The sequence below is a fragment of the Roseomonas alba genome, assembly GCF_019430885.1.
GTDB lineage: Bacteria > Pseudomonadota > Alphaproteobacteria > Acetobacterales > Acetobacteraceae > Neoroseomonas > Neoroseomonas alba.
On sequence record NZ_JAHYBZ010000006.1, the window covers coordinates 23,459 to 45,135 of the forward strand.

General features: G+C 69.4%; 21 protein-coding genes. 14 read left to right on the forward strand and 7 right to left on the reverse strand.

The features are described 5' to 3' along the window. Nucleotides 1–24: 24 nt before the first annotated feature. Nucleotides 25–687 carry a hypothetical protein gene (locus KPL78_RS16960; RefSeq protein WP_219764174.1) on the reverse strand — a complete coding sequence of 221 codons (663 nt, stop codon included), beginning with the start codon at nucleotides 685–687 and terminating at the stop codon, nucleotides 25–27. A 113-nt stretch (nucleotides 688–800) separates the two neighbouring features. Here KPL78_RS16960 and KPL78_RS16965 point away from each other — a divergent pair, with 113 nt between their 5' ends. Both KPL78_RS16965 and KPL78_RS16970 read left to right on the forward strand, forming a co-directional pair. Continuing rightward, on the forward strand, nucleotides 801–1,952 hold the full coding sequence (locus tag KPL78_RS16965) for an iron-containing alcohol dehydrogenase (protein WP_219764175.1): 1,152 nt from the start codon (nucleotides 801–803) through the stop codon (nucleotides 1,950–1,952). 91 nt (nucleotides 1,953–2,043) lie between these two features. Then, nucleotides 2,044–2,577, forward strand: coding sequence for a papain-like cysteine protease family protein (locus KPL78_RS16970; RefSeq protein WP_219764176.1), 534 nt, complete (start codon nucleotides 2,044–2,046; stop codon nucleotides 2,575–2,577). A gap of 325 nt (nucleotides 2,578–2,902) precedes the next feature. On the opposite strand, the gene KPL78_RS16975 is transcribed toward KPL78_RS16970, so the two are convergent. After that, the gene (locus KPL78_RS16975) at nucleotides 2,903–4,153 is read right to left on the reverse strand and encodes an NAD(P)/FAD-dependent oxidoreductase (protein WP_219764177.1); all 1,251 of its coding nucleotides are present in this window, start codon (nucleotides 4,151–4,153) and stop codon (nucleotides 2,903–2,905) included. A gap of 139 nt (nucleotides 4,154–4,292) precedes the next feature. Here KPL78_RS16975 and KPL78_RS16980 point away from each other — a divergent pair, with 139 nt between their 5' ends. Then, nucleotides 4,293–4,706, forward strand: a complete 414-nt coding sequence (locus KPL78_RS16980; protein ID WP_219764178.1) for a nuclear transport factor 2 family protein — start codon at nucleotides 4,293–4,295, stop codon at nucleotides 4,704–4,706. Nucleotides 4,707–4,847: 141 nt separating this feature from the next. Beyond that, on the forward strand, nucleotides 4,848–5,477 hold the full coding sequence (locus KPL78_RS16985) for a class I SAM-dependent methyltransferase (RefSeq protein ID WP_255569192.1): 630 nt from the start codon (nucleotides 4,848–4,850) through the stop codon (nucleotides 5,475–5,477). Here KPL78_RS16985 and KPL78_RS16990 read toward each other — a convergent pair. Continuing rightward, entirely contained in the window at nucleotides 5,443–5,820 is a 378-nt protein-coding gene (locus KPL78_RS16990) for a nuclear transport factor 2 family protein (protein ID WP_219764180.1), read from the reverse strand. The two genes, KPL78_RS16985 and KPL78_RS16990, sit on opposite strands and share 35 nt — an antisense overlap. A 107-nt stretch (nucleotides 5,821–5,927) precedes the next feature. On the opposite strand from KPL78_RS16990, the gene KPL78_RS16995 reads away from it, so the two are divergent. The 3 genes from KPL78_RS16995 to KPL78_RS17005 are packed head-to-tail and all read left to right on the forward strand — an operon-like array spanning nucleotide 5,928 to nucleotide 8,508. Beyond that, nucleotides 5,928–6,896, forward strand: a complete 969-nt coding sequence (locus KPL78_RS16995) for a Bug family tripartite tricarboxylate transporter substrate binding protein (RefSeq protein WP_219764181.1) — start codon at nucleotides 5,928–5,930, stop codon at nucleotides 6,894–6,896. A gap of 11 nt (nucleotides 6,897–6,907) precedes the next feature. Beyond that, a complete protein-coding gene (locus KPL78_RS17000; protein ID WP_219764182.1) occupies nucleotides 6,908–7,786 on the forward strand; it encodes an isocitrate lyase/PEP mutase family protein in 879 nt (292 codons plus the stop codon). Next, complete coding sequence (locus KPL78_RS17005) at nucleotides 7,783–8,508, forward strand: haloacid dehalogenase type II (protein WP_219764183.1); 726 nt, start codon at nucleotides 7,783–7,785, stop codon at nucleotides 8,506–8,508. The genes KPL78_RS17000 and KPL78_RS17005 overlap by 4 nt, the downstream gene beginning before the upstream one ends. Before the next feature lie 10 nt (nucleotides 8,509–8,518). Here KPL78_RS17005 and KPL78_RS17010 read toward each other — a convergent pair whose 3' ends face one another. Then, on the reverse strand, nucleotides 8,519–9,499 hold the full coding sequence (locus KPL78_RS17010) for a Bug family tripartite tricarboxylate transporter substrate binding protein (RefSeq protein ID WP_219764184.1): 981 nt from the start codon (nucleotides 9,497–9,499) through the stop codon (nucleotides 8,519–8,521). Between the two features lie 87 nt (nucleotides 9,500–9,586). Here KPL78_RS17010 and KPL78_RS17015 point away from each other — a divergent pair, with 87 nt between their 5' ends. From KPL78_RS17015 to KPL78_RS17030, 4 genes are all read left to right on the forward strand, one after another. Beyond that, a complete protein-coding gene (locus tag KPL78_RS17015; RefSeq protein WP_219764185.1) occupies nucleotides 9,587–10,306 on the forward strand; it encodes a DUF1028 domain-containing protein in 720 nt (239 codons plus the stop codon). A 203-nt stretch (nucleotides 10,307–10,509) separates the two neighbouring features. Beyond that, nucleotides 10,510–11,586 carry a tartrate dehydrogenase gene (locus KPL78_RS17020; RefSeq protein ID WP_219764186.1) on the forward strand — a complete coding sequence of 359 codons (1,077 nt, stop codon included), beginning with the start codon at nucleotides 10,510–10,512 and terminating at the stop codon, nucleotides 11,584–11,586. Between the two features lie 26 nt (nucleotides 11,587–11,612). Next, nucleotides 11,613–13,121: an amidohydrolase family protein gene (locus KPL78_RS17025; RefSeq protein WP_219764187.1), complete on the forward strand. Its 1,509-nt coding sequence runs from the start codon at nucleotides 11,613–11,615 to the stop codon at nucleotides 13,119–13,121. Between the two features lie 68 nt (nucleotides 13,122–13,189). Further along, nucleotides 13,190–13,879 carry a cyclase family protein gene (locus KPL78_RS17030; RefSeq protein WP_255569138.1) on the forward strand — a complete coding sequence of 230 codons (690 nt, stop codon included), beginning with the start codon at nucleotides 13,190–13,192 and terminating at the stop codon, nucleotides 13,877–13,879. Nucleotides 13,880–14,220: 341 nt separating this feature from the next. Here KPL78_RS17030 and KPL78_RS17035 read toward each other — a convergent pair whose 3' ends face one another. Together KPL78_RS17035 and KPL78_RS17040 are read right to left on the reverse strand one after the other, a co-directional pair. Further along, complete coding sequence (locus tag KPL78_RS17035; protein ID WP_219764188.1) at nucleotides 14,221–15,186, reverse strand: Bug family tripartite tricarboxylate transporter substrate binding protein; 966 nt, start codon at nucleotides 15,184–15,186, stop codon at nucleotides 14,221–14,223. Nucleotides 15,187–15,191: 5 nt separating this feature from the next. Continuing rightward, the gene (locus KPL78_RS17040; protein ID WP_369412770.1) at nucleotides 15,192–16,166 is read right to left on the reverse strand and encodes an NAD(P)-dependent oxidoreductase; all 975 of its coding nucleotides are present in this window, start codon (nucleotides 16,164–16,166) and stop codon (nucleotides 15,192–15,194) included. 41 nt (nucleotides 16,167–16,207) lie between these two features. On the opposite strand from KPL78_RS17040, the gene KPL78_RS17045 reads away from it, so the two are divergent. Both KPL78_RS17045 and KPL78_RS17050 read left to right on the forward strand, forming a co-directional pair. Further along, nucleotides 16,208–17,416, forward strand: coding sequence for an MFS transporter (locus KPL78_RS17045; protein WP_219764190.1), 1,209 nt, complete (start codon nucleotides 16,208–16,210; stop codon nucleotides 17,414–17,416). A 171-nt stretch (nucleotides 17,417–17,587) separates the two neighbouring features. After that, on the forward strand, nucleotides 17,588–18,565 hold the full coding sequence (locus tag KPL78_RS17050; RefSeq protein WP_255569139.1) for a Gfo/Idh/MocA family protein: 978 nt from the start codon (nucleotides 17,588–17,590) through the stop codon (nucleotides 18,563–18,565). Here KPL78_RS17050 and pobA read toward each other — a convergent pair. Further along, nucleotides 18,553–19,719, reverse strand: coding sequence for a 4-hydroxybenzoate 3-monooxygenase (gene pobA / locus KPL78_RS17055; protein ID WP_219764191.1), 1,167 nt, complete (start codon nucleotides 19,717–19,719; stop codon nucleotides 18,553–18,555). The two genes, KPL78_RS17050 and pobA, sit on opposite strands and share 13 nt — an antisense overlap. Before the next feature lie 114 nt (nucleotides 19,720–19,833). Between pobA and KPL78_RS17060 the strand changes: the two genes are divergently transcribed. Further along, nucleotides 19,834–21,381, forward strand: a complete 1,548-nt coding sequence (locus KPL78_RS17060) for an ABC transporter substrate-binding protein (protein ID WP_219764192.1) — start codon at nucleotides 19,834–19,836, stop codon at nucleotides 21,379–21,381. The last annotated feature ends 296 nt before the right edge of the window (nucleotides 21,382–21,677 follow it).

Below are 21,677 nucleotides of genomic sequence, written 5' to 3' on the forward strand. Positions count from 1 at the left end.
GCGGCGCACGCGCCCCGGTCGCGCTCAGCGGCCGAATTCGAAGAGGCTGTAGCCTTTGATGTTCAGCCCATGGGTCGCGGTGTAGAATTGGGTGAGCTTCGCCATGACCTCGGCGCCGATCTGGCCAGGATCGTCGATGGTGTAGAAGCCGGTGTTCGGGTCGAAGAAGCGCGGGCGCATGCCGCTCTGCCCGTAGCACCAGGACAGGCCGACGACATGGCCCCAGACGCCGTGCGCCTCGCCGGTCGCGCCATCGCCGTCGCCGTCAATCAGCAGCATCAGCACCTCGCCCGCCGTCATGGCCTGCAGGCGCTGCCGGCACATCAGGGCCGAGGGCGTGTCGAGCACGGGCTTGACCGTCATCCCTACCCGCCTGCCCGCCTGCGGGATGAAGCTGGCCGACGCCTTGCCGATGGTCTGGTGGAAGTCGGCATAGGTCTGGTGCCGCCCCACATCGAACCAAGTGTAGTCATAGGCCCGCTGGAAGGAGAGCATGTGCTGCCAGCCCGGCCCTTCCTGGTCGAACAGGGACCCCAGCAGGTTCTGCGGATCGCCGCCGTTCACGTACCCCTTGGCCCATTCGAAGACCAGCGCCATGCAGATGCCACCGCTCAACAGGCGGTCGATGACAGGCTCGAGCCAGAAATCCTGGCCGATGCCCTCGCCGAAGCCGATATCGGGTTGCATGTCGTGAGTACTCCTCCACGCCCGATAGATGCCCGCCGACTGTCACTCAAGCAGTCGCCGGGGCCGGGATGCAAGCACGCCATGACGTACAACACCGGGAGATCGGACCACGCATGACCGGCTCGCATCTGCATCAATGGCCCGCCCAGGGCCGCGTCCATCATGGCGCCCCGCTCGCCGAGGCCCTGCCGCGCGAGGTTGCCGACGCCGCCCGCGTCGTCCTGGTTACCACGCGGTCGCTGGCGCAGGGGGCGCTCGTCGCCGCGGCGCGCGAGGCGATCGGCGACCGGCTCGTTGGCGTGTTCGGCGCGATGCGCGCGCACAGCCCGGTGGAGGATGTCCTCGCCCTCGCCGCCCTGTTACGGGCGGAGGAAGCGGATCTCGTCGTCGCCCTCGGCGGCGGGTCGGTGATCGACGGGTCGAAGGTCGCGTGCCTCGCCGTCTGGCGCGGCATCGCCGAGGCGGGATCGCTGATCGCGGCGGCCGCCTCGCGCGGCGCGGCGCCGTCCTTCTGGGATGGTGCGGCGCCCTCGCCGCGCATGGTGGCAGTGCCGACGACGCTCTCGGCTGCGGAGTTCGCGCCGCATGCGGGCTTCACCGACCTCGCAGCCGGGCGGAAATACCGCGCGCTCGATCCCTGGATGGTGCCGCGCGCCGTGGTGCTCGATCCCGCGGCGACGATGAATACGCCGGCGGCGCTGTTCCTGTCCTCCGGCATCCGCGCGCTCGACCATGCGGCGGAGCGCTGGTGCGCGCTGGAACCGCTGCCCTTCTCAGACGCCGTCTCGCGCCAGGCCATGATCATGCTGGCGGAGAACCTGCCGCGCGTGCATCGCCATCCGGATGACCTCGCCGCGCGCAGCGCCTGCCAGCAGGCGGCCTGGCTGTCGGTGATGGGCGGCTGGGCCGGCGTCGCGGTCGGGGCGAGCCATGGGCTGGGCTATATCCTGGGGGCGGCGCGGGGCGTGCCGCACGGCATCACCTCCTGCCTCATGCTGCATGCGGTGATGCGCTGGAATGCGCCGGTGAACGAGCATCGCCAGAAGGAGCTGGCGCATATCCTTGGCGGCGAGGAAGCCGGCCCCGCCATCGAGGATTTCGTCCGTGGGCTCGGCCTGCCGACGCGGCTGTCGGAACAGGGGATCACGGAAGCGGAGATCCCGGGCCTCGCCGCGCGCTGGACCGGCGATGCGCCGATCGCGACCAACCCCCGGCCGATCCGCAGCGCGGCGGATCTGGAGGCGATCCTTGCCATCGCCTTCTGACGGGAGATGATGCGATCTGCTTCACAGCAGATCACGCGGACAGGGCGCAGTGTCGCCTCGGCCATCATGGCCGACCCTGAAAGGCCGCGCGATGACCGCGATGACCAGTTTCACCGACCGGCACAATCGGACCTACAAGACCTATCAGCAGAAAACGCAGGTCACCTGCGGGCCGGCCTGCTGCCTGATCATGTGGGCCAATGTCTACCACGCCGATCCGATCGCCGATGAAGGCGGGGTGATCGGCCTGTCCAAGGCGTATCCCAAGCCGTGGAACGCCTCGACCGGGGCAGAGATCAACAACCTCTCCGGCGTGCTGCGCAGCATGGCCGTGCCGAACCAGGTCGAGACCTATTCAGCCACGGGCGACCTGCGGGCGGCGCTGCATCAGCGGGTGCATTACGGCAAGCCGGCGCTCGCCTTCGCGGAATGGGAAGTCGATGCCGCAGTGGTCGGGCACTTCGTCGTGGTCGGCTACGCCGATGCCCGCGCCGATCAGTGGACGATCCTTGACCCGATGAACGGGCCGCAGGAGACGACGGGGATCCCGGCCTACTATCCCATCACGGATGACGCGGATCCCCCGGTGCTGCGGTTCACAGGGGCGGTGGCGTTCGTGATCTGAGCCGGCAAGGGCCCTGGAGCGGGGCTTCGCCCCTCTCCGCACCTTAGTGCAGTGCCGCCAAGCCCACCAAAGGCCACAGGGTCTTTGGAAACCTTGACCTGGTGCCAGACACGGTTGTCCGTCGCACCTACAGAGCGGCCTGCCGCGTCCGGCGATTGGAAGCCATCAGCCTGTTGGGCGCGAGAGCCTGATGGGACGCTCAGCACGCCAGCGATGCTCGGTGCCAAGTAACGGTTTCCAAAGGCCCTGTGGCCTTTGGTGGGGTGGGGCTCCGGGGAGGGGCAAGGCCCCTCCCCGGTCCGCCCGCGCCGCGTCTGCGCGCGCGTCAGAACCGCTCTGCCCGGAACGGCGCGAAGTCGAAGTTCGGCCGTTCCCCAGCCATCGCCGATGCGATCAGCGCCCCGGTCGGTGCCGACCCGGTCAGGCCGAGATGCCCGTGCCCGAAGGCGCACCACACCCCCTGCCAGTCGCGCAGCGGGCCGAGCACCGGCACGCTGTCCGGCAGACACGGGCGGTGGCCCATCCAGCTCGTCGCGCCGTCGGTACGCACATCGGGGAAGACGGCGCGCAGATCGCCGAGCAGCAGTTGCGCACGCGCCTCGTTGGGCGGCGCGTCGAGGCCGGCGATCTCGACCGACCCGGCGACGCGCAGCCCGTCCTCCATCGGGGAGATGAACACCTTGCGGTCGGCGGGCGACAGCACGCGGCCCGGCGTCACGCCGGCGTCCGGCAGCATCATGTGGTAACCGCGCTGGGTCTCCAGCGGCACTTTCACGCCGAGGGACGCCAGCAGCCGCGCGGACCAGGCGCCGGCGGCGAGCACGACCTGGTCGGCGGGGATCACGCCGGCCCCGGTTTCCACGCCGGTCACGCGACGGCCATCGGTGCGGATGGCGCGGACCTCGGCGGCGCGAACCTCGCCGCCCTGGCGCTGCACGCCGCGGGCGACGACCTCGGCGAAGCGGGCGGGGTTCACGCTCGATCCGTGGTCGGGGAGGTACACGCCGCGGGTGTAGGCAGGCGAGACCGCCGGTTCCAGGGCGGCCAGCGCGGCGCGGTCCAGCACCTCCATGCGCAGGCCATGGCGGCGGCGCAGGTCGAGACCCGCCTTGTCCTTCGCCATCTGCGCGTCGTCGCGATAGAGGTAGATCTGGCCCGCCTCGCGGATCAGTTCGGGCGCGCCCTCGGCGGTGACGATCTCCTTGTGCCGTTCCAGCGTGCCGAAGAACAGCGAGGCCAGCGCCGTCGCGGCCGCCTCCACCTGCGGGGTACGCGCCGAGGCCACGAAGCGCAGCAGCCAGGGGGCGGCCTTCAGCCAGTAGCGCATCGGGATGTGCAGGGCGCCAGCCGGGTCCATCATCATCCCCGGCACCTGCTTCAGGATGCCCGGCATGGCGAGCGGCGCGACCGAGCCGTGGCTGATCGCTCCGGCGTTGCCCGACGAGGCCGCGCCGGCCTTGCCCGCCTCCAGCACCAGGGGTCGCAGCCCGCGCTTCGCCAGGTGCCAGGCCACGCAGAGCCCGACGATGCCGCCGCCGATCACGACGATGCGCGGCGAGTCCGATGCTGAATCCATGCGCGCCATGCTGCCCCGGCGCGGCCCGGCGCGGAAGGCCACGCGGCGAGGGATGGTCCCACCTGCCCGACGAATTGGCTTGATCCCCGGCCTTGGTCCGCTCGATCTTCCGATAACGAAACAACGGGAGGGCAGACCGATGGCCGAGGACGCGACGGGGCGCAACCGCGCCCGGGTGGAGGCACTCTATGCCGCCTATCTGGCCGGCGACATGCCGGTCGTGCTGGAGGCGATGGACCACGATGTCCGCTGGATCTCCGGCGAGCCGAATTCCGCTGCGCCCTGGTCCGGCGAGCGACACGGGCGGGAGGGCGTGCGCGCCTTCTTCGACACGCTCCGCGCCGAATGCCGCATCCTCGACTATCGCATCGGCGCCATGATCGTCGATGGCGACCGGGCGGCCGTAACCGCCACCGTGCGCGCCCGCTTCCATCGCAATGGCGAGGAGCTGGAAGTCGACAAGGTGGATGTCATGCGCCTGCGCGACGGCCAGATCGTCGAGTTCCGCGAGTACTACGACACCAGCGTCATCGCCGCGGCGTGTGCGGCATAAGGCATTTCCGCACGCCCGCAGACGGATGGACGCTTGCGCACCGGCATCGCCGACGCTTCTGCTCTGTCCGATTCATCAGACGGGGCGGACGCAGCCCATGGATGAGGTAGCCAGGATCAATCGCGAGGGCTGGGACCGGCGCTGGCCGCGGCCGGCGCCCATGTGACGGTGTTCGACGCATCGCCCCGGCAACTGGCCCAGGACGACATGGTCGCCCACCGGGACGGCTTGGCCCTGACCACCCGGGAGGGGCCGATGCACGATCTGTCCTGTTTCCCGGATGGCCGCTTCGACCTCGTCTTCCATCCCACCTCGAACTGTTACGCGCCGGAGGTCGAGCCGGTCTGGCGGGAGTGCTTCAGGGTTCTCCGGCCCGGCGGAGCACTGCTCGCCGGATTCATGAACCCGGATGTCTACATCTTCGATGACGGGGCGCAGGAACGGGGCAGCCTCGTCGTGCGGCATCCCCTGCCCTATGCCGATGTCATCGATCTGCCGACGGAGGAGTTGCAGCGCCTGCTCGAGCGAACGCATCTCATGGAGTTCAGCCACTCGCTGGAGACGCAGATCGGAGGGCAACTCAAGGCCGGCTTCCTGCTGACCCACCTGTTCGAGGACCGGGATTGCGGGCCGCCCGGCACCGGGCGATCCCGCTACATGCCGCCCCACATCGCCCGGGGCCGTGAAACCCAGAGGCTAGAGCCGCTGTCGCGATCCAAGGCGGGCGGAAGCGCCTCTAGTCCCGGATATCCGTGCGGAACACCTTGCTGACGATCTTCCAGCCCTGCTGCGTCTTCAGCAGCACCAGGTAGTCGGTGAAGTAGCGCGGCGGGATCTGGCAGGCGACCTTGGCGAGCGCCGTCTCCGGTCCCGACTGGTCGATCATCAGGATGCGATCCTCCCGCGCCAGGCCCTTGGCCTTCGGGTTTTCGCGGGAGCGCACCCAGGCGAACCACTCCTCGCGCGGCAGGTCCTGCACCACGCCATCCTTGTCGGAATAAAGATGCGCACAGGGGTGGAAGGCGACGTCGAGCTTCGCCGCGTCGCCCTCATACAGCCCGTCGAAATAGGTGTGCAGCACGTCCTCGATGGCGGCGATGTCGGTGGTCGTCATGGCATTCCCTCCTGGCTCCGGCCCCATGATCGCGCGGATCGACACCGGTTTACAGGCACTCTGCGACGAGGGAATGTCATGGTCAAAAGCCCAGGGAACGAAACGCCATGCCCTTCGCCCGCAGAACGCTTCTGCAATCGGCCGCACTTTTGGCCGTGCCCACGCCGCTTCTCGCGCAGGGAAGCTGGCCGTCGCGCCCTGTCCGAATCGTCGTGCCCTACGCGGCATCGGGCGGCACGGACCTGCTCTCCCGCGCCATCGCGGATGCGATGCGCACCTACCTCCCGCAACCCTTCGTGGTCGAGAACCGCGCCGGCGCGGCCGGGGTGGTCGGCTCGGAAGCCGTCATGCGCGCCGAGCCCGATGGCTACACGCTGCTGGTGGTGGTCTCGACCCATGTGATGAACCGCTACTACCTGGCCTCCCTGCCCTTCGACCCGATCCGCGACTTCACGCCGATCGCCATGCTGTCGCGCAACAGCATGGTGCTGGTTGCCGGCAGCGGGCAGCCCTTCGACAGCCTGCGCGCCATGATTGACTATGCGAAGGCGCATCCCGGCCGCGTCGGCACCGGCAGCACCGAGGCGCTGTCCTCCTTCATCGGCCAGGAGCTCGCCCGCCGCGCGGGAGCGGAAATGCCCGACATCGCCTATCGCTCCGGCGGGCAGCTGATGAACGACATCGTCGCCGGCCACCTGCCCACCGGCTGGACCAGCACGGTCAGCGCCGGTCCGCACATGCAGACTGGCAAGGTGCGCGTGCTGGCCGTGGCCAACGCCGAACGCGCCGCGGCTGTCCCGGACGTGCCGACGGCACAGGAACAGGGCATCGCCGAATTCGATTTCTCCGGCTGGGTCGCCATGCTCGCCCCGCCCCGCATGGACCCCGCCCTGGCCCGGACCATCTCGGCCGCCGTGCAGAAGGTCTTCGAAGACCCGGCCTTCCAGCAGCGCATCCTTGCCATGGGCGTGGAACGCGACTTCCGTCCTGCTCCCGCGCTGCTCGATGCCATGCAGCGCGACGACCGCATCTGGGCCGCCGCCGCTGAGGCCGGCCACATCCGTCCGCAGCAATAGGATCCGCCACCATGGCCAATCCCGCCCTTCGCCAAACCTTCGCGCAGAAGAAGTTCGTCGTCGCCCCCGGCATCTTCGACATGATCTCGGCCAAGGTCGCAGACGGCATGGGCTTCGACTGCCTCTACGGCACCGGCTTCGGCACCGTCGCCTCCTCGCTCGGCGTCGCCGATGCCGGCATCGCGACCTATACCGACATGGTCGCCCGCATGGGGCAGATGGCGCGCGGGGTGAGGACGCCGGTGATCGCCGATGCCGATACCGGCTATGGCGGGCTGCTGAACGTGCGCCACACGGTGATGGGGTATGAGGCAGCCGGTATCTCGGGCATCCAGCTCGAGGATCAGGAGATGCCGAAGAAATGCGGCCACACCCCCGGCCGCCGCGTCATCCCCGCCGAGGAGATGGTGCTGAAGATCAAGGTCGCCGCCGAAGCCCGCCAGAGCCCCGACTTCCTGATCGTCGCGCGGACCGATGCACGCACAACCCTCGGCCTCGAGGAAGCGATCCGGCGCGGCCGCATGATGGGCGATGCCGGCGCCGACATCGTCTTCATCGAGAGCCCCGAGAGTGAGGCCGAGATGCGCGCGATCGGCAAGGCGATCGACAAGCCGCTGCTGGCCAATATGGTCGAAGGCGGTCGCACCCCGATCCTGCCTGCCGCCACGCTCAAGGAGATCGGCTACGCCATGGCCATCTATCCGGCGATCGGCTTCCTGGCCGTCGCGGCGGCGCTGGAACGCGTCTATGGCCACCTGAAGACGGAAGGAGACAGCCTTGCAATCGGTGAATCCTATGGCTTCAAGCGCATGACGGAGTTGATGGGCTTCCCGGAGGTCTGGGACTTCGAGACCCGCTGGGCGCAACAGCCGGCGAGGGCCGCGGAATGACCGCCCTTCCCGGCGTCAAGGCGCTCGTCTTCGACACCTTCGGCACCGTCGTCGACTGGCGCAGCGGAATCGCGCGCGATGCCAGGACCTTCCTCGCGCGCCATGGCCGCGGCGATGCCGATCCGGTCGCCTTCGCCGATGCCTGGCGCAAGCGCTACCAGCCGGCGATGGAGGCGGTGCGCTCCGGACGCCGTCCCTTCACGCGCCTCGACGTGCTGCACCGGGAGAACCTGGACGGCGTTCTCACGGATCATGGCCTCGACCCGGCCGGCATCGCGGCGGAGGAGCTCGACTGGCTGAACCGCGCCTGGCACCGGCTCGATCCCTGGCCGGACGCCATTCCGGGCCTGCTGCGGCTGCGCGCGAAGCACTTCCTCGCGCCGCTGTCGAACGGAAACATCCTGCTGCTCGCCAACATGGCCAAGCGCGCGGGCATTCCCTGGGATGCGGTGCTCGGGGCCGAGGCGGCCCAGGCCTACAAGCCGCAACCCGAGGCGTATCTGCGCACGGCCGAGATCCTCGGCCTGCAGCCGGGCGAGGTAGCGCTGGTCGCCGCGCATAATGGCGACCTCGCCGCGGCGCGCCGGTCGGGGCTGAAGACCGCCTTCGTCCTGCGCCCCACCGAGCACGGCCCGAACCAGACCACCGACCTCGGCGCCGCGCAGGAGTGGGAGGTCGTGACGGACTCCTTCGAGGATCTGGCCGACCGCCTCGGCTGCTGACCGGGCCTGCCTACTCCGCGCGGATGTTCCCCTCGCGGATGACGGGCTCCCATTTCGCGGCCTCGGCGCGGATGAAGCTCGCGAAATCCTCCGGCGTGCCGGCGACGATCTGCGCCGCCTGCACGCGCTCGGTCTGTTCCTTCACCGACGGCGTGGTGATGATCGCGCGCAGCGCCCGGTTGGCGGCGAGCACGATGTCCTGCGGCATCCCCGCCGGCCCGACCACGCCATGCCAGGTGGCGGAGGAGAATCCGTCATAGGTCGCCGCGATGGTCGGCACGCCCGGCAAGGCGGGCACGACGTCGGCGGTGCTGACCGCGATGGCGCGCACCTTGTCCTCCCGGATGAAGGGCATGGCGGTCGAGACGGATGGGATGGTCCAGTCGGTCTCGCCGGCGATCACGCTGCGCATCACATCCGCGCCGCTGCGGTAATGCACCGCCTGCCAGCGGATGCCGGCCCGCCGCGCCAGCAATTCGGCGCTCAGATGGCTGGCGTGGCCGACGCCGGGCGAGGCGTAGGTCATCTCCCCGTTCCGCCGCTTCGCGAGGTCGATCAGTTCCGGCACCGTTGCCGTCCCGAGACCCGGCCGCGTGACGATGACGAGCGGCAGGTTCACCAGGTGGATAATGGGGGAGAAGGCCGTCAGCGGATCGTAGCCCAGCCCCGGCTGCAGCATCTTGCCGATCGCATTGGCGCCGAGGTCCGCCATCATCAGCGTGTAGCCATCGGCCCGGCTGGTCGCGACGACGCCGCCCGCGATGGTGCCGCCGGCGCCTGAGCGGTTCTCCACCACCATGGGCTGGCCATTGGCCTGCTGGGGGAAGGCATTGGCGACGGTACGCGACAGCGTATCGACCGCGCCGCCGGCGCCGAAGGGCACCACCAGCCGCACCGGCCGGTCGGGCCAGGCGGATTGCGCCCGCACCGCGGCCGGCATGCCGGCCAGCGCCAGGGCAGACAGTGAGCGACGCGATAGGAGCAGGGTCATGGCGGTGTACCTCCCGATTGATTTTCGTCCACATCGACGGCGCGGCGCGGCGCTGTCAACCTGAACCTGTTCCACGGAGCCCTTGCCATGACCTGGTCCATCGTCGCGCGCGACCCCACCACCGGCGCCTTCGCCGTCGCCGTCACCACCTGCAATCTCGCGGTCGGCGCCTCCTGCCCCTTCCTGCGGACGGGCGTCGGCGCGGTGTCCACCCAGTCGATGAGCAACCGCTATCTCGGCCCCGCGGTGCTGGACGCGCTGGCGCGCGGGCTGCCGGCGGATCTGGCCCTGCGCTCCGCCCTGGCGGGCGATGAGGGCGAAGGGCTCCGGCAGATTCATGTGGTGGATGCGCAGGGCCGGGTCGCGGCGCATACCGGGGCGAATTGCGTGGAATGGTGCGGCAGCATCGCCGGCGAGAACTTCAGCGTCGCCGGCAACATGCTGGCGAATGGCCAGGTCGTCGCCGATAGCGCGGCGGTCTTCGCGCGGCGCAGCGACCTGCCCCTGCCCGAGCGCCTGATGGAAGCGCTGCATGCCGGCCAGGCCGCCGGTGGCGACCGACGCGGAAAGCAATCCGCCGCCCTGATGCTGACCACCACCGAGGACTTCCCCGACATCAACCTGCGCGTCGACGATCATCCCGAGCCGCTGGAAGAACTGTCCCGCCTGCTCGCGTTGTGGCGCGTCCAGGCTGAACCGTCCCAGCACACGCGCCCGTCCCGCGCCAACCCGGCCGGGTTGATCGACCTCGACGCCATCGAGGCCGGCTGGCACGCACGGGGCATGGATCTGCGCTTCCGCCGCTGAGAGACGCTTCGGGACGTCCGGCTCCGGCCCGCAGCCCCACCCGGCCACCCAGCGACAGTTTGCTGAATTGGGTGGACAGGTTGGGGCGCGGGCTGGTGCCGGATACGGAAACGCGCCGTACAGGGCGTTTCCAGACAGGCTCTTCGCCCCTTGCGCGCCGCGCGTCGCGGCGGCAGGGAAGGACGACACAGGAGGAACGCCGCATGCGTCAGCACAGGATCGCCGCCATCGGGGGCGACGGGATCGGACCGGAAGTGATCGCGGCGGGCTGCCGCGTGCTGGATGCCGTGGCCGCGGCGCAGGGCGGCTTCTCCTTCGCTTTCCGGACCTTCGATTGGGGCAGCGACATGTATCGCCGCACCGGCAAGATGATGCCGGATGACGGCCTCAACCAGCTCAAGGGCTTCGACGCGATCTTCTTCGGCGCGGTCGGCGCGCCCGACATCCCCGATCACATCACGCTGTGGGAGTTGCGCCTGGCGATCTGCCAGGGCTTCGATCAATACGCCAATGTCCGACCGACCAAGCTGCTGCCTGGCGTGCGCGGCCCACTGCGCGAAGACCTCGGCAAGCAGATCGACTGGGTCATCGTGCGCGAGAATTCCGAAGGCGAATATGCCGGTGTCGGCGGCCGCGCCCATCGCGGCCTGCCGATCGAGGTCGCGATGGATGTCGCGGTCTTCACCCGCGAGGGCGTCGCGCGCATCTGCCGCCATGCCTGCGAGATCGCCATGTCCCGCCCGCGCAAGCATCTGACAGTCGTCACCAAGTCCAACGCCCAGCGCCACGGCATGGTCATGTGGGACGAGATCTGCGCCGACATCACCGCGCAATACCCCGACCTCACCGTCGAGAAGATGCTGGTCGACGCCATGACGGCGCGCATGGTGATGAAGCCCGGCACGATCGACACCATCGTCGCGACCAATCTGCATGCGGATATCCTGTCGGATCTCGCTTCGGCGCTGGCCGGGTCACTCGGGATCGGCGCGACGGGCAACATCGATCCGCAGCGGCGCCGGCCGTCGATGTTCGAGCCGATCCACGGCTCGGCCTTCGACATCACCGGCAAGGGCATCGCGAACCCGCTGGGGTCCTTCTGGACGGCGTCGATGATGCTGGAGCATCTGGGCGAGCCCGCCGCCGCACAGCGGCTGATGCGCGCGGTCGAAGCCGTGACCGCGCGCGGCGATGTCCTGACGCCCGACCTCGGCGGAACGGCGACGACCGAGCAGGTGACGGAGGCCGTGATCGCCGCGCTGAAGGGTGCCAACATCTAGGCTTCAGCAAGCGGAGCCCCCCCGGCATGGCGGAGATCGAACACGGCGTCACCCTGATCCGCGGCGGGCGCCTCGCCGATCCCGCAAGGCGCCGCGCGGAACCGGCCGATATCCTGATCGAGGACGGCGTGATCCGCGCGGTCGGCGCCGGCCTCTCCGCGCCGGAGGATGCGCGCATCGTCGAGGCCGCGGGCTTCCTGCTCCACCCCGGCCTGATCAATGCACACACCCATGGGCATGGCGCGCTGGCACGCGGCAGCGCGGATCGCTGGACGCTCGAGATGTCGCTCACCGCCGCGCCCTGGCTGGTGGGCTCGCGCGGGCTGCAGGACAAGAAGCTGTCCGCGACGATCAACGCGGCGGAGCTGGTGCTGAAGGGCTGCACCGCCGCCTATGACCTGTTCTCCGAGATCCCGCTGCCGACGGTGGATGGCCTCGACGCGACGGCCGAGGCCTACGCAACGGTTGGCATGCGCGCCGTCATCGCGCCCATGGTCGCCGACACCACGCTGTATGACGCCATCCCCGGCCTGCGCGACGCGCTGCCCGAGGCGCTGCGCGCCGAGGTCGATCGCGCGCGCCTCGCGCCCCATGAGCAGACGCTGGCGGCGATGCGCGCGGCGCTGGCAGGCTGGCGCTGGAACGCCAAGGACATCCGCGCCGCCGTCGCGCCGACCATCCCGCATCACTGCACGGACGCCTTCCTCTGCGGCTGCCGCGACCTGGCGCGCGACTTCGGCGTCGGCATCCATACGCATCTCGGCGAGAGCAAGGTCCAGGCCCTCACCGGCATGCGCCGCTATGGCAAGACGCTGCTCGCGCATATGGACGCGTTGGGTCTCGTCGGGCCCGGCTTCACCGCCGCGCATGGCATCTGGATGGATGATGACGACCTGAAGCGGCTGCGCGATGCGGGCGGCGCGCTCGCGCATAATCCGGGCAGCAACATGAAGCTCGGCAACGGGATGTTCGGGCTGCGCCGTGCGCTCGATCTCGGTGTCACGGTGGGCGTCGGGACGGATGGGTCGTCCTCCTCCGACCACCAGAATATGTATGAGGCGATGCGTGTCGCCTCGACCCTCTCGAAGGTGCTGACCCCCGATCCGCGCGGCTGGGCTTCCGTCGAGGAAGTCTATGACGCCGCCACGCGCGGCTCCGCCAAGTCGCTCGGCTTCACCGACATCGGCGCCATCGCGCCGGGCTTCAAGGCGGATATCGTCTTCCTCGACCTCGCCGCCATCAACTGGATCCCGCATCGCTGGACGGTGAACCAGATGGTGCATGTCGAGGACGGATCGAGCCTGCGCCACGTCATGATCGGCGGCCGCTTCGTGGTGAAGGACCGCAGGCTGCTGACCGTCGATCTCGCGAGGCTGGCGGCCGAAGCCGAGGAAGCGCACGAGCGGCTCGATGCGCTGAACGCCGATCGCCGGGCGCTGTTCGAACGCCTGGCACCCGTCGTCGCGTCCTACTGCCCGGCCTTCGCGGCGCAGCCCTATCACATCCGCCGCTACCTCTGCGACGCGCCGGCATAGGCTCCCCGCGGCTGGACCGATCGCCCGCTGCGCCGCATCCTGCTGCGGCGCAGCAACAGGAGCGCATCATGGAATTCGTCGATCTCAGCCGCGAGATCTTCCATCGCACCCAGACCCATCCGAGCCATCCGCCCGTGGTCATGACCGTCTGGAACGACCATTCCGAGAAGAAGCACGCCGGCAACACCGTCTTCAGCAGCAAGGCGATGTCGATCGCCTTCTCCGACCACGCCGGCACGCATGTCGATGCGCCCGTGCATTTCGACCCGCGTCCCGAGGCGCTGTCGATCGACCAGGTGCCGCTCGAGAAATTCTACACCAGCGCCTTCTGCATCGACCTCTCGCACGTCCCGCTGAAGACCGCCGCGACGCTCGAGGAAGTGCAGGCAGCCGTCGCGACATCCGGCGAGACGATCAGGCCCGGCGACACGCTGCTGATCTGGATGGCGACGAATGAGCGCCTGCTCGGCAAGCCCGGCTATCTGCACGACTTCCCGGGCCTGTCGCTGCCGGCGATCCACTGGCTCGCCGACCAGGGCATCGGCATGTTCGGCGTCGAGGCCATTAGCCCCGCCCCCGAAGGCGAGCCGAACTTCCAGGCACACATGGCCTGCGCGGAACGTGGCATCACCCACATGGAATGCCTCGCCAACCTCGACAGGCTGGTCGGGCGCGGACGGTTCCGCTTTGTCGGCTTCCCGCTGAAGATCCGCGGCGGCACGGCGAGCCCGATCCGGGCGGTGGCGATCTTCGAGTAGAATGCCGGAGAGGGCCTCTCGGGATCATCCCGCAGAAGCTCTTCCCGACGATCCGCAGGCAGCAATCGGGAGGGTTCTGCACCTCCGAACCACCCTGCCATCGGCGGTTCCATTGACATTGCCGTACGACGACAATGGGTGCCCCTGGTGCTTGGAGCACCTCTACCGCAGTCTGTTAGACCAGGCAGGACAGACATGCTGCGCCCGCCCAGCACGCTTCGTGCGCAAATGCGGGTCCCGGTGCTGATCCTGCCGGCGGCGCCCAGCGCCAAGCGAAGGTTTCCAAAGGCCTTTCGGCCTTTGGTGGGCTGGCTTGGAGGGGCAAAGCCCCTCCAACCTTCTCACTGCTGCTCCAGCCCCGCTTCCCGCGCCCGTTCCGACAGCACCGCGATCTGATTGCGCAGGAAGTCCTGGAACTCTGCCGGCCTGCTGCCGCGCGGCGTATAGCCCAGCCGCGCCAGCCGTTCCTTCAGCTCGCTGCCTTCCAGCACCTTGTTCATCGCCGCATTGGCGCGGGTAACGATCGGCGCGGGCGTGCCGGCCGGCACCGCCATGCCGAACCAGACATCGAAATCGAAGCCCGGCAGCACGGACTTCACCGTCGGGATCTCCGGTGCCAGCGCGAAGGGCTGCGGCGAGGTCACCGCGATCGCCCGCACCTTGCCCTCGCGCACCTGCGGCATGCCCGCGGCGAAATCGGTGAAAGTGCTGTCGATGCGCCCGGCGATGACATCGGTCAGCGCCTCCGGCCCGCCGCGATAGGGCACGCCGGTCATCTCCACCCCGGCCAGCCGCGCCAGCGTCATCGACGCGATCAGCGCGGAGGAATTGCCATGGCTGAAGGTCAGCGGCGTGCGCGACGCCTTGGCATGCTCGATGAACCCGCGCAGGTCGCGCGCCGGCGAGGATGCCGGCACCACCAGCAGGTAGGCGGTCTCCGCAATGAAGCCGATCGGCGCGAAATCCTTGATCGGATCATAGGACAGGCGCCGCACGGTGTAGGTGTTCAGCGCGCCGTTGGTCACCGACAGCACCACCCATGTGTGGCCGTCGGGGGCCGAGCGCGCCGCGCTTTCCGTGCCCACCACGCCATTGCCGCCGGGCCGGTTGTCGACGATCACCGGCTGGCCGAGTTCCCGCGTCAGCGGCTCGGCCAGATGGCGGATGAGCGTGTCCGTCACGCTGCCCGCCGGGAAGGCGACAACCAGGCGGATCGGCCGGTCAGGCCAAGTCCCCTGCGCCACCGCCGGCACGGCGAGCAACCCGGACCCGGCGCCGAGCAGCGCGCGTCGGTTCAACGATACCATGATGGTCATTCCTTGGACGTGGTGCTTCCGATGAAGCGGTGGATCTCCGTATTGTCCACCGTGGGGCCGAGCGCAGCGACCGCCCCGGCCCAGCGTTCGCGGCACAGCGCGAGCATGGCGGCGGGATACCCGGTCTCCGCCGCGATGCTGCCCGCCGTGTCCAAGTCCTTGCGCATTAGCCCGAGCTGGAAGCCGCCGGCGTAGCGGCCGGAGATGATTTCCTGCCGCGACTTCGTCTCCGTCGCGATGTTGCGGCCCGAGGAGGCATTCATCACATCCGTCAGGATGCCGAGGTCGAGGCCCAGCGCCTCGCCCATCCGCAGTGCCTCGGCCGTCGCGAGCAGTCCCGCCGCATAGACGTAGTTGTTCAGCGCCTTCATCGCATGGGCGCTGCCGACGGCGCCGGTGCGGATGATGGCCTCCCCCATGCCCTTCAGCACCGGCTCGGCCTGGGCGAAGGCCGCATCGTCACCGCCCACCATGATGGCGAGCGTCCCGGTCTTCGCCTTGGCCACCGATCCCGACACCGGCGCATCGACGAAACGCGCGCCCTTCGCCGCGACCAGCGCGGCCAGCCGCCGGCTCTCCCCGGGTTCCGAGGAGGACATGTCGATCACCAGCATCCCCGGCCGCAGCGCCGCGAGCAGACCGTTCGGCCCTTCCATCACCTGCGCGACGACCCGGCTGTTAGGCAGCATCAGCACGACGGTATCGGCGCCGGCGGCGACCGCAGAAGGATCAGGCGCGAAGCTTACCGCACCCTCCGGCGCACCCTCCGCCACCGCGGCGCGCGCGGCCTCGGACGGGTCGCACCCCAGCACGCGGAAACCGCGCGCCACCAAGCTGCGCGCCATGGGCAGCCCCATCATGCCGAGTCCGATGAACCCCACGGGTCCGGCTGTCGCCGCCATGGTCGCTTCCTTCCGCTGTGTGGTTGCGCACCATGCTTGACCGTGCAGAAAGCGATGGCAAGGCGCCAACCGCTCTTAACGGCCGGGCATGGCGCGCATAGGCTTCCGGCATGGCACCCTGGATCGCGGCCCTGTCGGCGACGCTGCTGATGCAGTCGGTTGCCTCCTTCATGACGCAGAGCCTGCCCGTCGTGGCACCGCTCATCACCGCCAGTGCCGGCCTGGCGCCGGAACGGGTCGGCAATCTCTCCTCCCTGACCGCCCTCGGAACCGTGCTGTTCCTGCTGCTGGGCGGGCCTTACCTCGCCCGGCTGGGCCCGGTGCGCACGTTGCAGGCCGGTGCGGCGCTTTCCGCCACCGCGCTGCTGGCGGCCGGCTTCGGCACGGTGGCGGCGCTGGGCTTCGCGGCACTGCTGCTCGGTATCGGCTATGGCCCCTCGCCGCCCGCCGGCAGCCGGATTCTCGCCGCGACCGCGCCCAAGGAACATCGGACACTGATCTTCTCGGTGAAGCAGGCGGGGGCACCGCTGGGTGGGGCGCTGGCAGGGCTGGTCTCTGCGCCCATTGCCGCCTCGGCAGGATGGCCGGCCGCGCTGATGGTCGCGGTCGTCACGGCGCTCGTCTCAGCCGCGCTCATCCAGCCGCTGCGCACCGCCCTCGACGCCGAACGCGACCCGGCCCGACCGATCGGTCTGCGCGACGTGCTATCCCCCCACACCGTATCCGCGCCGGTGACCTCGCTGCGCATCGACCCGCTGCTCCCGCGGCTGACGGCCCTGTCGGTCGCCTTCTCCCTCGTCCAGGGCTGCCTGTTCTCCCTGACCGTGACCTGGCTCGTGGAAACGCGCGGCTACAGCCTCATCGAAGCCGGCGGCATCTTCGCCGTGATGCAGGCAGCGGGCGTCGTCGCGCGCATCTTCCTCGGCTGGATCGCCGACCGCACGGGCAATGCCACGCGCAACCTCGCAATCCAGGCGCTGGTGGCCTCGGCGACGGTAGTGGCCCTCGCGCTGCTGCCGACCGACACGCCGCGCATCCTGCTCACCATGCTCTGCGGTCTCGCCGGCTTCGTGGGGGCGTCCTGGAACGGCATCTCGCTCGCCGAGGTCGCGCGCGTCTCGCCGCCGGACCGGGTCAGCGACGTTACCGCGGGCAGCACGCTGTTCATCTTCCTCGGCTACGTCGCGGGTCCCTCGCTGTTCTCGGTGCTGGTCACGCTCAGCGGTGGCTGGGTACTGCCGATGCTCGTCGTCGGCATCCAGCTTGCCGTGGTCGCGCTGGCGGTCGGGTTCTCGCTGCGCCGCCGAGAGCCTGTCTGACAAGTCCGGCGCCGGTCCGCACCATTCAACGATATCGACATGGGTAACCGGATGGGGGTGCGGGCCGGTGCCCGCGAGCCGCATGGCGCGTTTCCATTCAGCCTCTGACCGGGATGGACCGGAGCCGCACAAGCGGCGATACCGGCCGCCGGATCGGAAAGGAACACGGCGATGGTGGAACGGATCGGCCTCGGCATCATCGGCTTCGGCATCATGGGCGAACGCCTGGCGCGCTTCGGCGCCGGCCATGACCAGGTGCGCCTGACCGGCGTATGGGACCCCTCGCCCGAGGCCGCGACGCGCCTTGCCGAGGCAGCACCCGGCGTGCCGATGCTGGCGAGCCCCGAAGCAGTCATCGCCGGCTGCGACTGCCTCTACATCGCCGCCCCGCCCGCCTTCCACCTGGTCCACGCCAAGGCCGCCTTCGCCGCCGGCAAGGCGGTGTTCCTGGAAAAGCCGCTCTCGGTCGACACGGCGGAGGCGCAGGCCTTCGTCGATGCCGCGGAAGCGGCCGGGGCGCGTGGTGCGGTGAACTTCCCCATGGCCTCCTCCCCCGCCGTGGCCCAGTTGAATGCCTGGCGCGCGGGGGGCGCGGTCGGCGATCCGCGCGAACTCGCCATCACCATCGCCTTCGCGAATTGGCCGCGCTCCTGGCAGCGCGGCGCGCATACCTGGCTCGACAGACCGCAACAGGGCGGCTTCACGCGGGAGGTGGTGTCGCATTTCCTCTTCCTGACCCGCCGCCAGCTCGGCGCGCTGGTGCTGGAACAGGGGCGCACAACCTTCGCCGCGCCGGAACGGTCCGAGACGGCCATCGCCGCGAAGCTGACTGCCGGCGGCGTGCCCGTCACGCTGTCGGGCGGCGTCGGCACGACCCTCGCCGATGACCACAACAGCTGGGTGCTGGAAGGTTCGGACGGCGCGATCCGCCTGCGCGACTGGTCCTACGCCGAGCGCCGCGGCGCGGACGGCGTCTGGTCCGCGGCGCCCGACGCCCTGCCCAATGAACGCATGCGGCCGATGGTGCTGCAGCGGCAGCTCGACGGTGTCGCGGCAATGACGCGCGGGGAAGCGCACCACCTCGCCACGCTGCGCGAGGCGCTTGAGGTCCAGCAGACCGTCGAGGGCATCCTCGCTCAGAAGGCGTAAGGCAGCCCGACATAGTTCTCCGCGAGCGTGGTCAGCGCCGCGCGCGAGCCCGCCAGATAGTCGAGCTCCGCGAGGCGCACCCGTTCCTCGAAGGCGTCGTGATCGTCGTAGCGGTGGAGCAACTGCGTCATCCACCAGGAGAAACGCTGCACCTTCCACACGCGATCGAGGCAGGTGGCGGAGTAGCTGTCCATCAGCGCTTCCCCCTTCCCGGCGAAGAAGGCTTCGAGCGCACGCACCAGCACGCGCACATCCGCGATGGCGAGGTTCATCCCCTTCGCCCCGGTGGGCGGCACGATATGCGCGGCATCGCCGGCGAGGAACAGGCGCCCGAAGCGCATCGGCTCCGCGACGAAGGACCGCATGGCGGTGACGCCCTTCTGCAGGATCGGCCCGTCTTCCAGCGTCCCGCCCAGCCTTTCGCGCAGCGTCGACCAGATGCGGTCGTCGGACCATCGCGCGAGATCATCATCCGGCGCGCATTGCAGGTAGAGCCGGCTGAGCGTCGTGCTGCGCATCGTCGCCAGCGCGAAGCCATCCGCATGGCGCGCATAGACCAGCTCCTCCGACATCGGCCGCGAGCGGGACAGGATGCCGAGCCAGGCAAATGGATAGACGCGGTCGAAGATCGTCAGCGCCCCGGCCGGAATGGAGGGCCGGCAGATGCCGTGGAAACCATCGCAGCCGGCGATGACATCGCAGTCGATGCGCCGGTCGCGCCCGTCATAGCGAAAAGTGATGTAGGGCCGCGCAGAGTCCAGGTCGTGCACCGCCACCCCTGTCGCCTCGAACAGCAGCGGCAGGCCGGAGGCGAGCCGCGCCGCGACCATATCCTTCACTGCCTCCTGCTGACCGTAGATCGTCACGGCCTTGCCCCCGGTCAGCTCCGACAGGTCCACGCGATGCGACCGCCCACCGAAACGCAGCGCCAAGCCGTGATGGACCAGCCCTTCGCGATGCAGGCGATCGGCGATGCCGGCCTCGGTCAGCGTGTCGACCGAGCCCTGTTCCAGCAGCCCCGCGCGGATCCGGCCCTCGATGTGCTCGCGCGATCGGTCCTCGACCACCACGCTGTCGATGCCGCGCAGATGCAGCATCTGCGCCAGCAACAGCCCCGCCGGCCCGGCGCCGATGATGCCCACCTGGGTCCGCATCCGTTTCGCCTCCCTGTCTGGCGATTTGGCGACGACACGTCGGCGGAGGCAAGCGGACTTGCCGGCCCGGCGATCCATTCCCTAGGCTCCCCCATCACCAAGGAGGCTGGGACCATGACAATCGGACGACGGAGGCTGGGCCAGGGCATCGCGGCGACGGCGGGCGGGCTCGCCCTGCCTGGACTGATCGCCGGGCCCGCCGAGGCGCAGCGCAGCGCCAATACGCTCCGCATCGCCTTCCGCGACGCGGTGCCCAACATCGACCCCTATTTCAACAGCCAGCGCACCGGCCTGATCATCGCGCACCAGGCCTTCGACGGGCTGGTGCATCGCGATCCCGGCACCTTCCGCATCGTGCCCGCGCTCGCGACCGAATGGACCTGGGTCGACGCCAAGACCATCGACTTCACGCTGCGCCAGGGCGTGAAGTTCCACGACGGCAGCGACTTCACCGCCGATGACGTCGTCTACACCATCACTACGGTGTCGAAGCCCGAGACACGCGTCGCGACCCCGTCCAACTACGCCTGGATCGAGGGCTGCGAGAAAACCGGCCCGAACACCGTTCGGCTGACCATGAAGCGCCCGACGCCGGCGGCGCTCGAATACCTCGCCATGGTCACGCCGATCTGGCCCAAAGCCTACCGCGAGCGCGTCGGACCCGACGGCTTCTCCCGCATGCCGATCGGCACCGGCCCCTATCGCTTCACGAAGGTCGACGTGGCGGCCGGCGTCGAATACGAACGCTTCGACGGCTACTACCAGGGTGGCCCCAAGGGCCGGCCGGCCATCCAGAAGCTGACGGCGCGCTTCATCGGCGATGCCGCGACCGAACTGACCGAACTGCTCGGCCAGCGCGTCGACTGGATCTGGAACATGAACCCGGACCAGATGGCCAATGTGAACCGCCTACCCTTCCTGCAGGCGACGCAGCAGGAATCCATGCGCGTGGCCTTCCTGAGCCTCGACGCCGCCGGCCGCAGCGGGGCCGACAATCCGATGACGAAGCTGAAGGCGCGCCAAGCCGTCTGGCATGCCATCGACCGCAACGCCATCGCGACACGCCTGGTCGGCGGCGGGTCCCGCGTGCCGGCCGCGCCCTGCTTCCCCTCCCAGTTCGGCTGCAACGCCGATGCGGCGGTGAAGTACGACTACGATCCCAACAAGGCGAAGGCGCTGCTGGCCGAGGCCGGCTACCCCAACGGCTTCGAGATCGAGTTCACATCCTACATCCAGCCGCGCCAGTGGTCCGAGGCGGTGCAGAACTACCTCCAGGCCGCCGGCATCCGCGCCCGGCTGAACCTGATGCAGGTCGCCGCGCAGATCCAGCGGTCCCAGCGCGGCGAACTCGCCATGCAGATGGGATCCTGGGGATCGTATTCGATCAACGACGTCTCGGCCATCCTGCCGAACTACTTCGCCGGCAGCGCCGACGACTACGCGCGCGACGAGGAACTGACGGCCCTCGTCAACGCCGGCGGCAACACCGCCGACGAGGCCGCCCGCAAGGCCGCCTATGACGCCGCGATCAAGCGCGCGACGGAGAACGCGTACTGGCTGCCGCTGTTCACCTACGTCAGCACCTACGCCTTCCAGAAGCAGCTCGAATTCCCGACCTTCGCGGATGAGCTGCCGCGGTTCTACCTCGCGAAGTGGAAGTGACAGCGGGGCGGCGCTTCTTCCTGCTGCGCTGTGGAACCGAGAGGGGCTTTGCCCCTCTCGGGCTCACCCCACCAAAGGCCACAGGGCCTTTGGAAACCGTCACCTGGCACCGTGCACCAGCGGCAGGAAGGGCGCCGAAACCCGCTCTTGTGCCCATTTGTCGCTACAGGGGAGCGGCGTGACCGCTCTGCCCAGCGCCAGGTTCCTGCGTTCCAAGTGCTCCAAGCACTTGGCGGGGTGGTCCGGAGGGGCGGCGCCCCTCCGGTCTCGGCCCGTGGAAGCACCCAGGACGACCT

What these genes read in the sequence shown, in the direction of transcription:
- KPL78_RS17005 (WP_219764183.1), top strand. Translation starts at nt 7,783, where the DNA reads ATGACCGCCCTTCCCGGCGTCAAGGCGCTCGTCTTCGACACCTTCGGC.
- KPL78_RS16960 (WP_219764174.1), bottom strand. Translation starts at nt 687, where the DNA reads ATGCAACCCGATATCGGCTTCGGCGAGGGCATCGGCCAGGATTTCTGG.
- KPL78_RS17020 (WP_219764186.1), top strand. Translation starts at nt 10,510, where the DNA reads ATGCGTCAGCACAGGATCGCCGCCATCGGGGGCGACGGGATCGGACCG.
- KPL78_RS16970 (WP_219764176.1), top strand. Translation starts at nt 2,044, where the DNA reads ATGACCGCGATGACCAGTTTCACCGACCGGCACAATCGGACCTACAAG.
- KPL78_RS16965 (WP_219764175.1), top strand. Translation starts at nt 801, where the DNA reads ATGACCGGCTCGCATCTGCATCAATGGCCCGCCCAGGGCCGCGTCCAT.
- KPL78_RS17015 (WP_219764185.1), top strand. Translation starts at nt 9,587, where the DNA reads ATGACCTGGTCCATCGTCGCGCGCGACCCCACCACCGGCGCCTTCGCC.
- KPL78_RS17000 (WP_219764182.1), top strand. Translation starts at nt 6,908, where the DNA reads ATGGCCAATCCCGCCCTTCGCCAAACCTTCGCGCAGAAGAAGTTCGTC.
- KPL78_RS17030 (WP_255569138.1), top strand. Translation starts at nt 13,190, where the DNA reads ATGGAATTCGTCGATCTCAGCCGCGAGATCTTCCATCGCACCCAGACC.
- pobA (WP_219764191.1), bottom strand. Translation starts at nt 19,719, where the DNA reads ATGCGGACCCAGGTGGGCATCATCGGCGCCGGGCCGGCGGGGCTGTTG.
- KPL78_RS16975 (WP_219764177.1), bottom strand. Translation starts at nt 4,153, where the DNA reads ATGGATTCAGCATCGGACTCGCCGCGCATCGTCGTGATCGGCGGCGGC.
- KPL78_RS17010 (WP_219764184.1), bottom strand. Translation starts at nt 9,499, where the DNA reads ATGACCCTGCTCCTATCGCGTCGCTCACTGTCTGCCCTGGCGCTGGCC.
- KPL78_RS17050 (WP_255569139.1), top strand. Translation starts at nt 17,588, where the DNA reads ATGGTGGAACGGATCGGCCTCGGCATCATCGGCTTCGGCATCATGGGC.
- KPL78_RS16995 (WP_219764181.1), top strand. Translation starts at nt 5,928, where the DNA reads ATGCCCTTCGCCCGCAGAACGCTTCTGCAATCGGCCGCACTTTTGGCC.
- KPL78_RS17025 (WP_219764187.1), top strand. Translation starts at nt 11,613, where the DNA reads ATGGCGGAGATCGAACACGGCGTCACCCTGATCCGCGGCGGGCGCCTC.
- KPL78_RS17060 (WP_219764192.1), top strand. Translation starts at nt 19,834, where the DNA reads ATGACAATCGGACGACGGAGGCTGGGCCAGGGCATCGCGGCGACGGCG.
- KPL78_RS16990 (WP_219764180.1), bottom strand. Translation starts at nt 5,820, where the DNA reads ATGACGACCACCGACATCGCCGCCATCGAGGACGTGCTGCACACCTAT.
- KPL78_RS17045 (WP_219764190.1), top strand. Translation starts at nt 16,208, where the DNA reads ATGGCACCCTGGATCGCGGCCCTGTCGGCGACGCTGCTGATGCAGTCG.
- KPL78_RS16980 (WP_219764178.1), top strand. Translation starts at nt 4,293, where the DNA reads ATGGCCGAGGACGCGACGGGGCGCAACCGCGCCCGGGTGGAGGCACTC.
- KPL78_RS17035 (WP_219764188.1), bottom strand. Translation starts at nt 15,186, where the DNA reads ATGGTATCGTTGAACCGACGCGCGCTGCTCGGCGCCGGGTCCGGGTTG.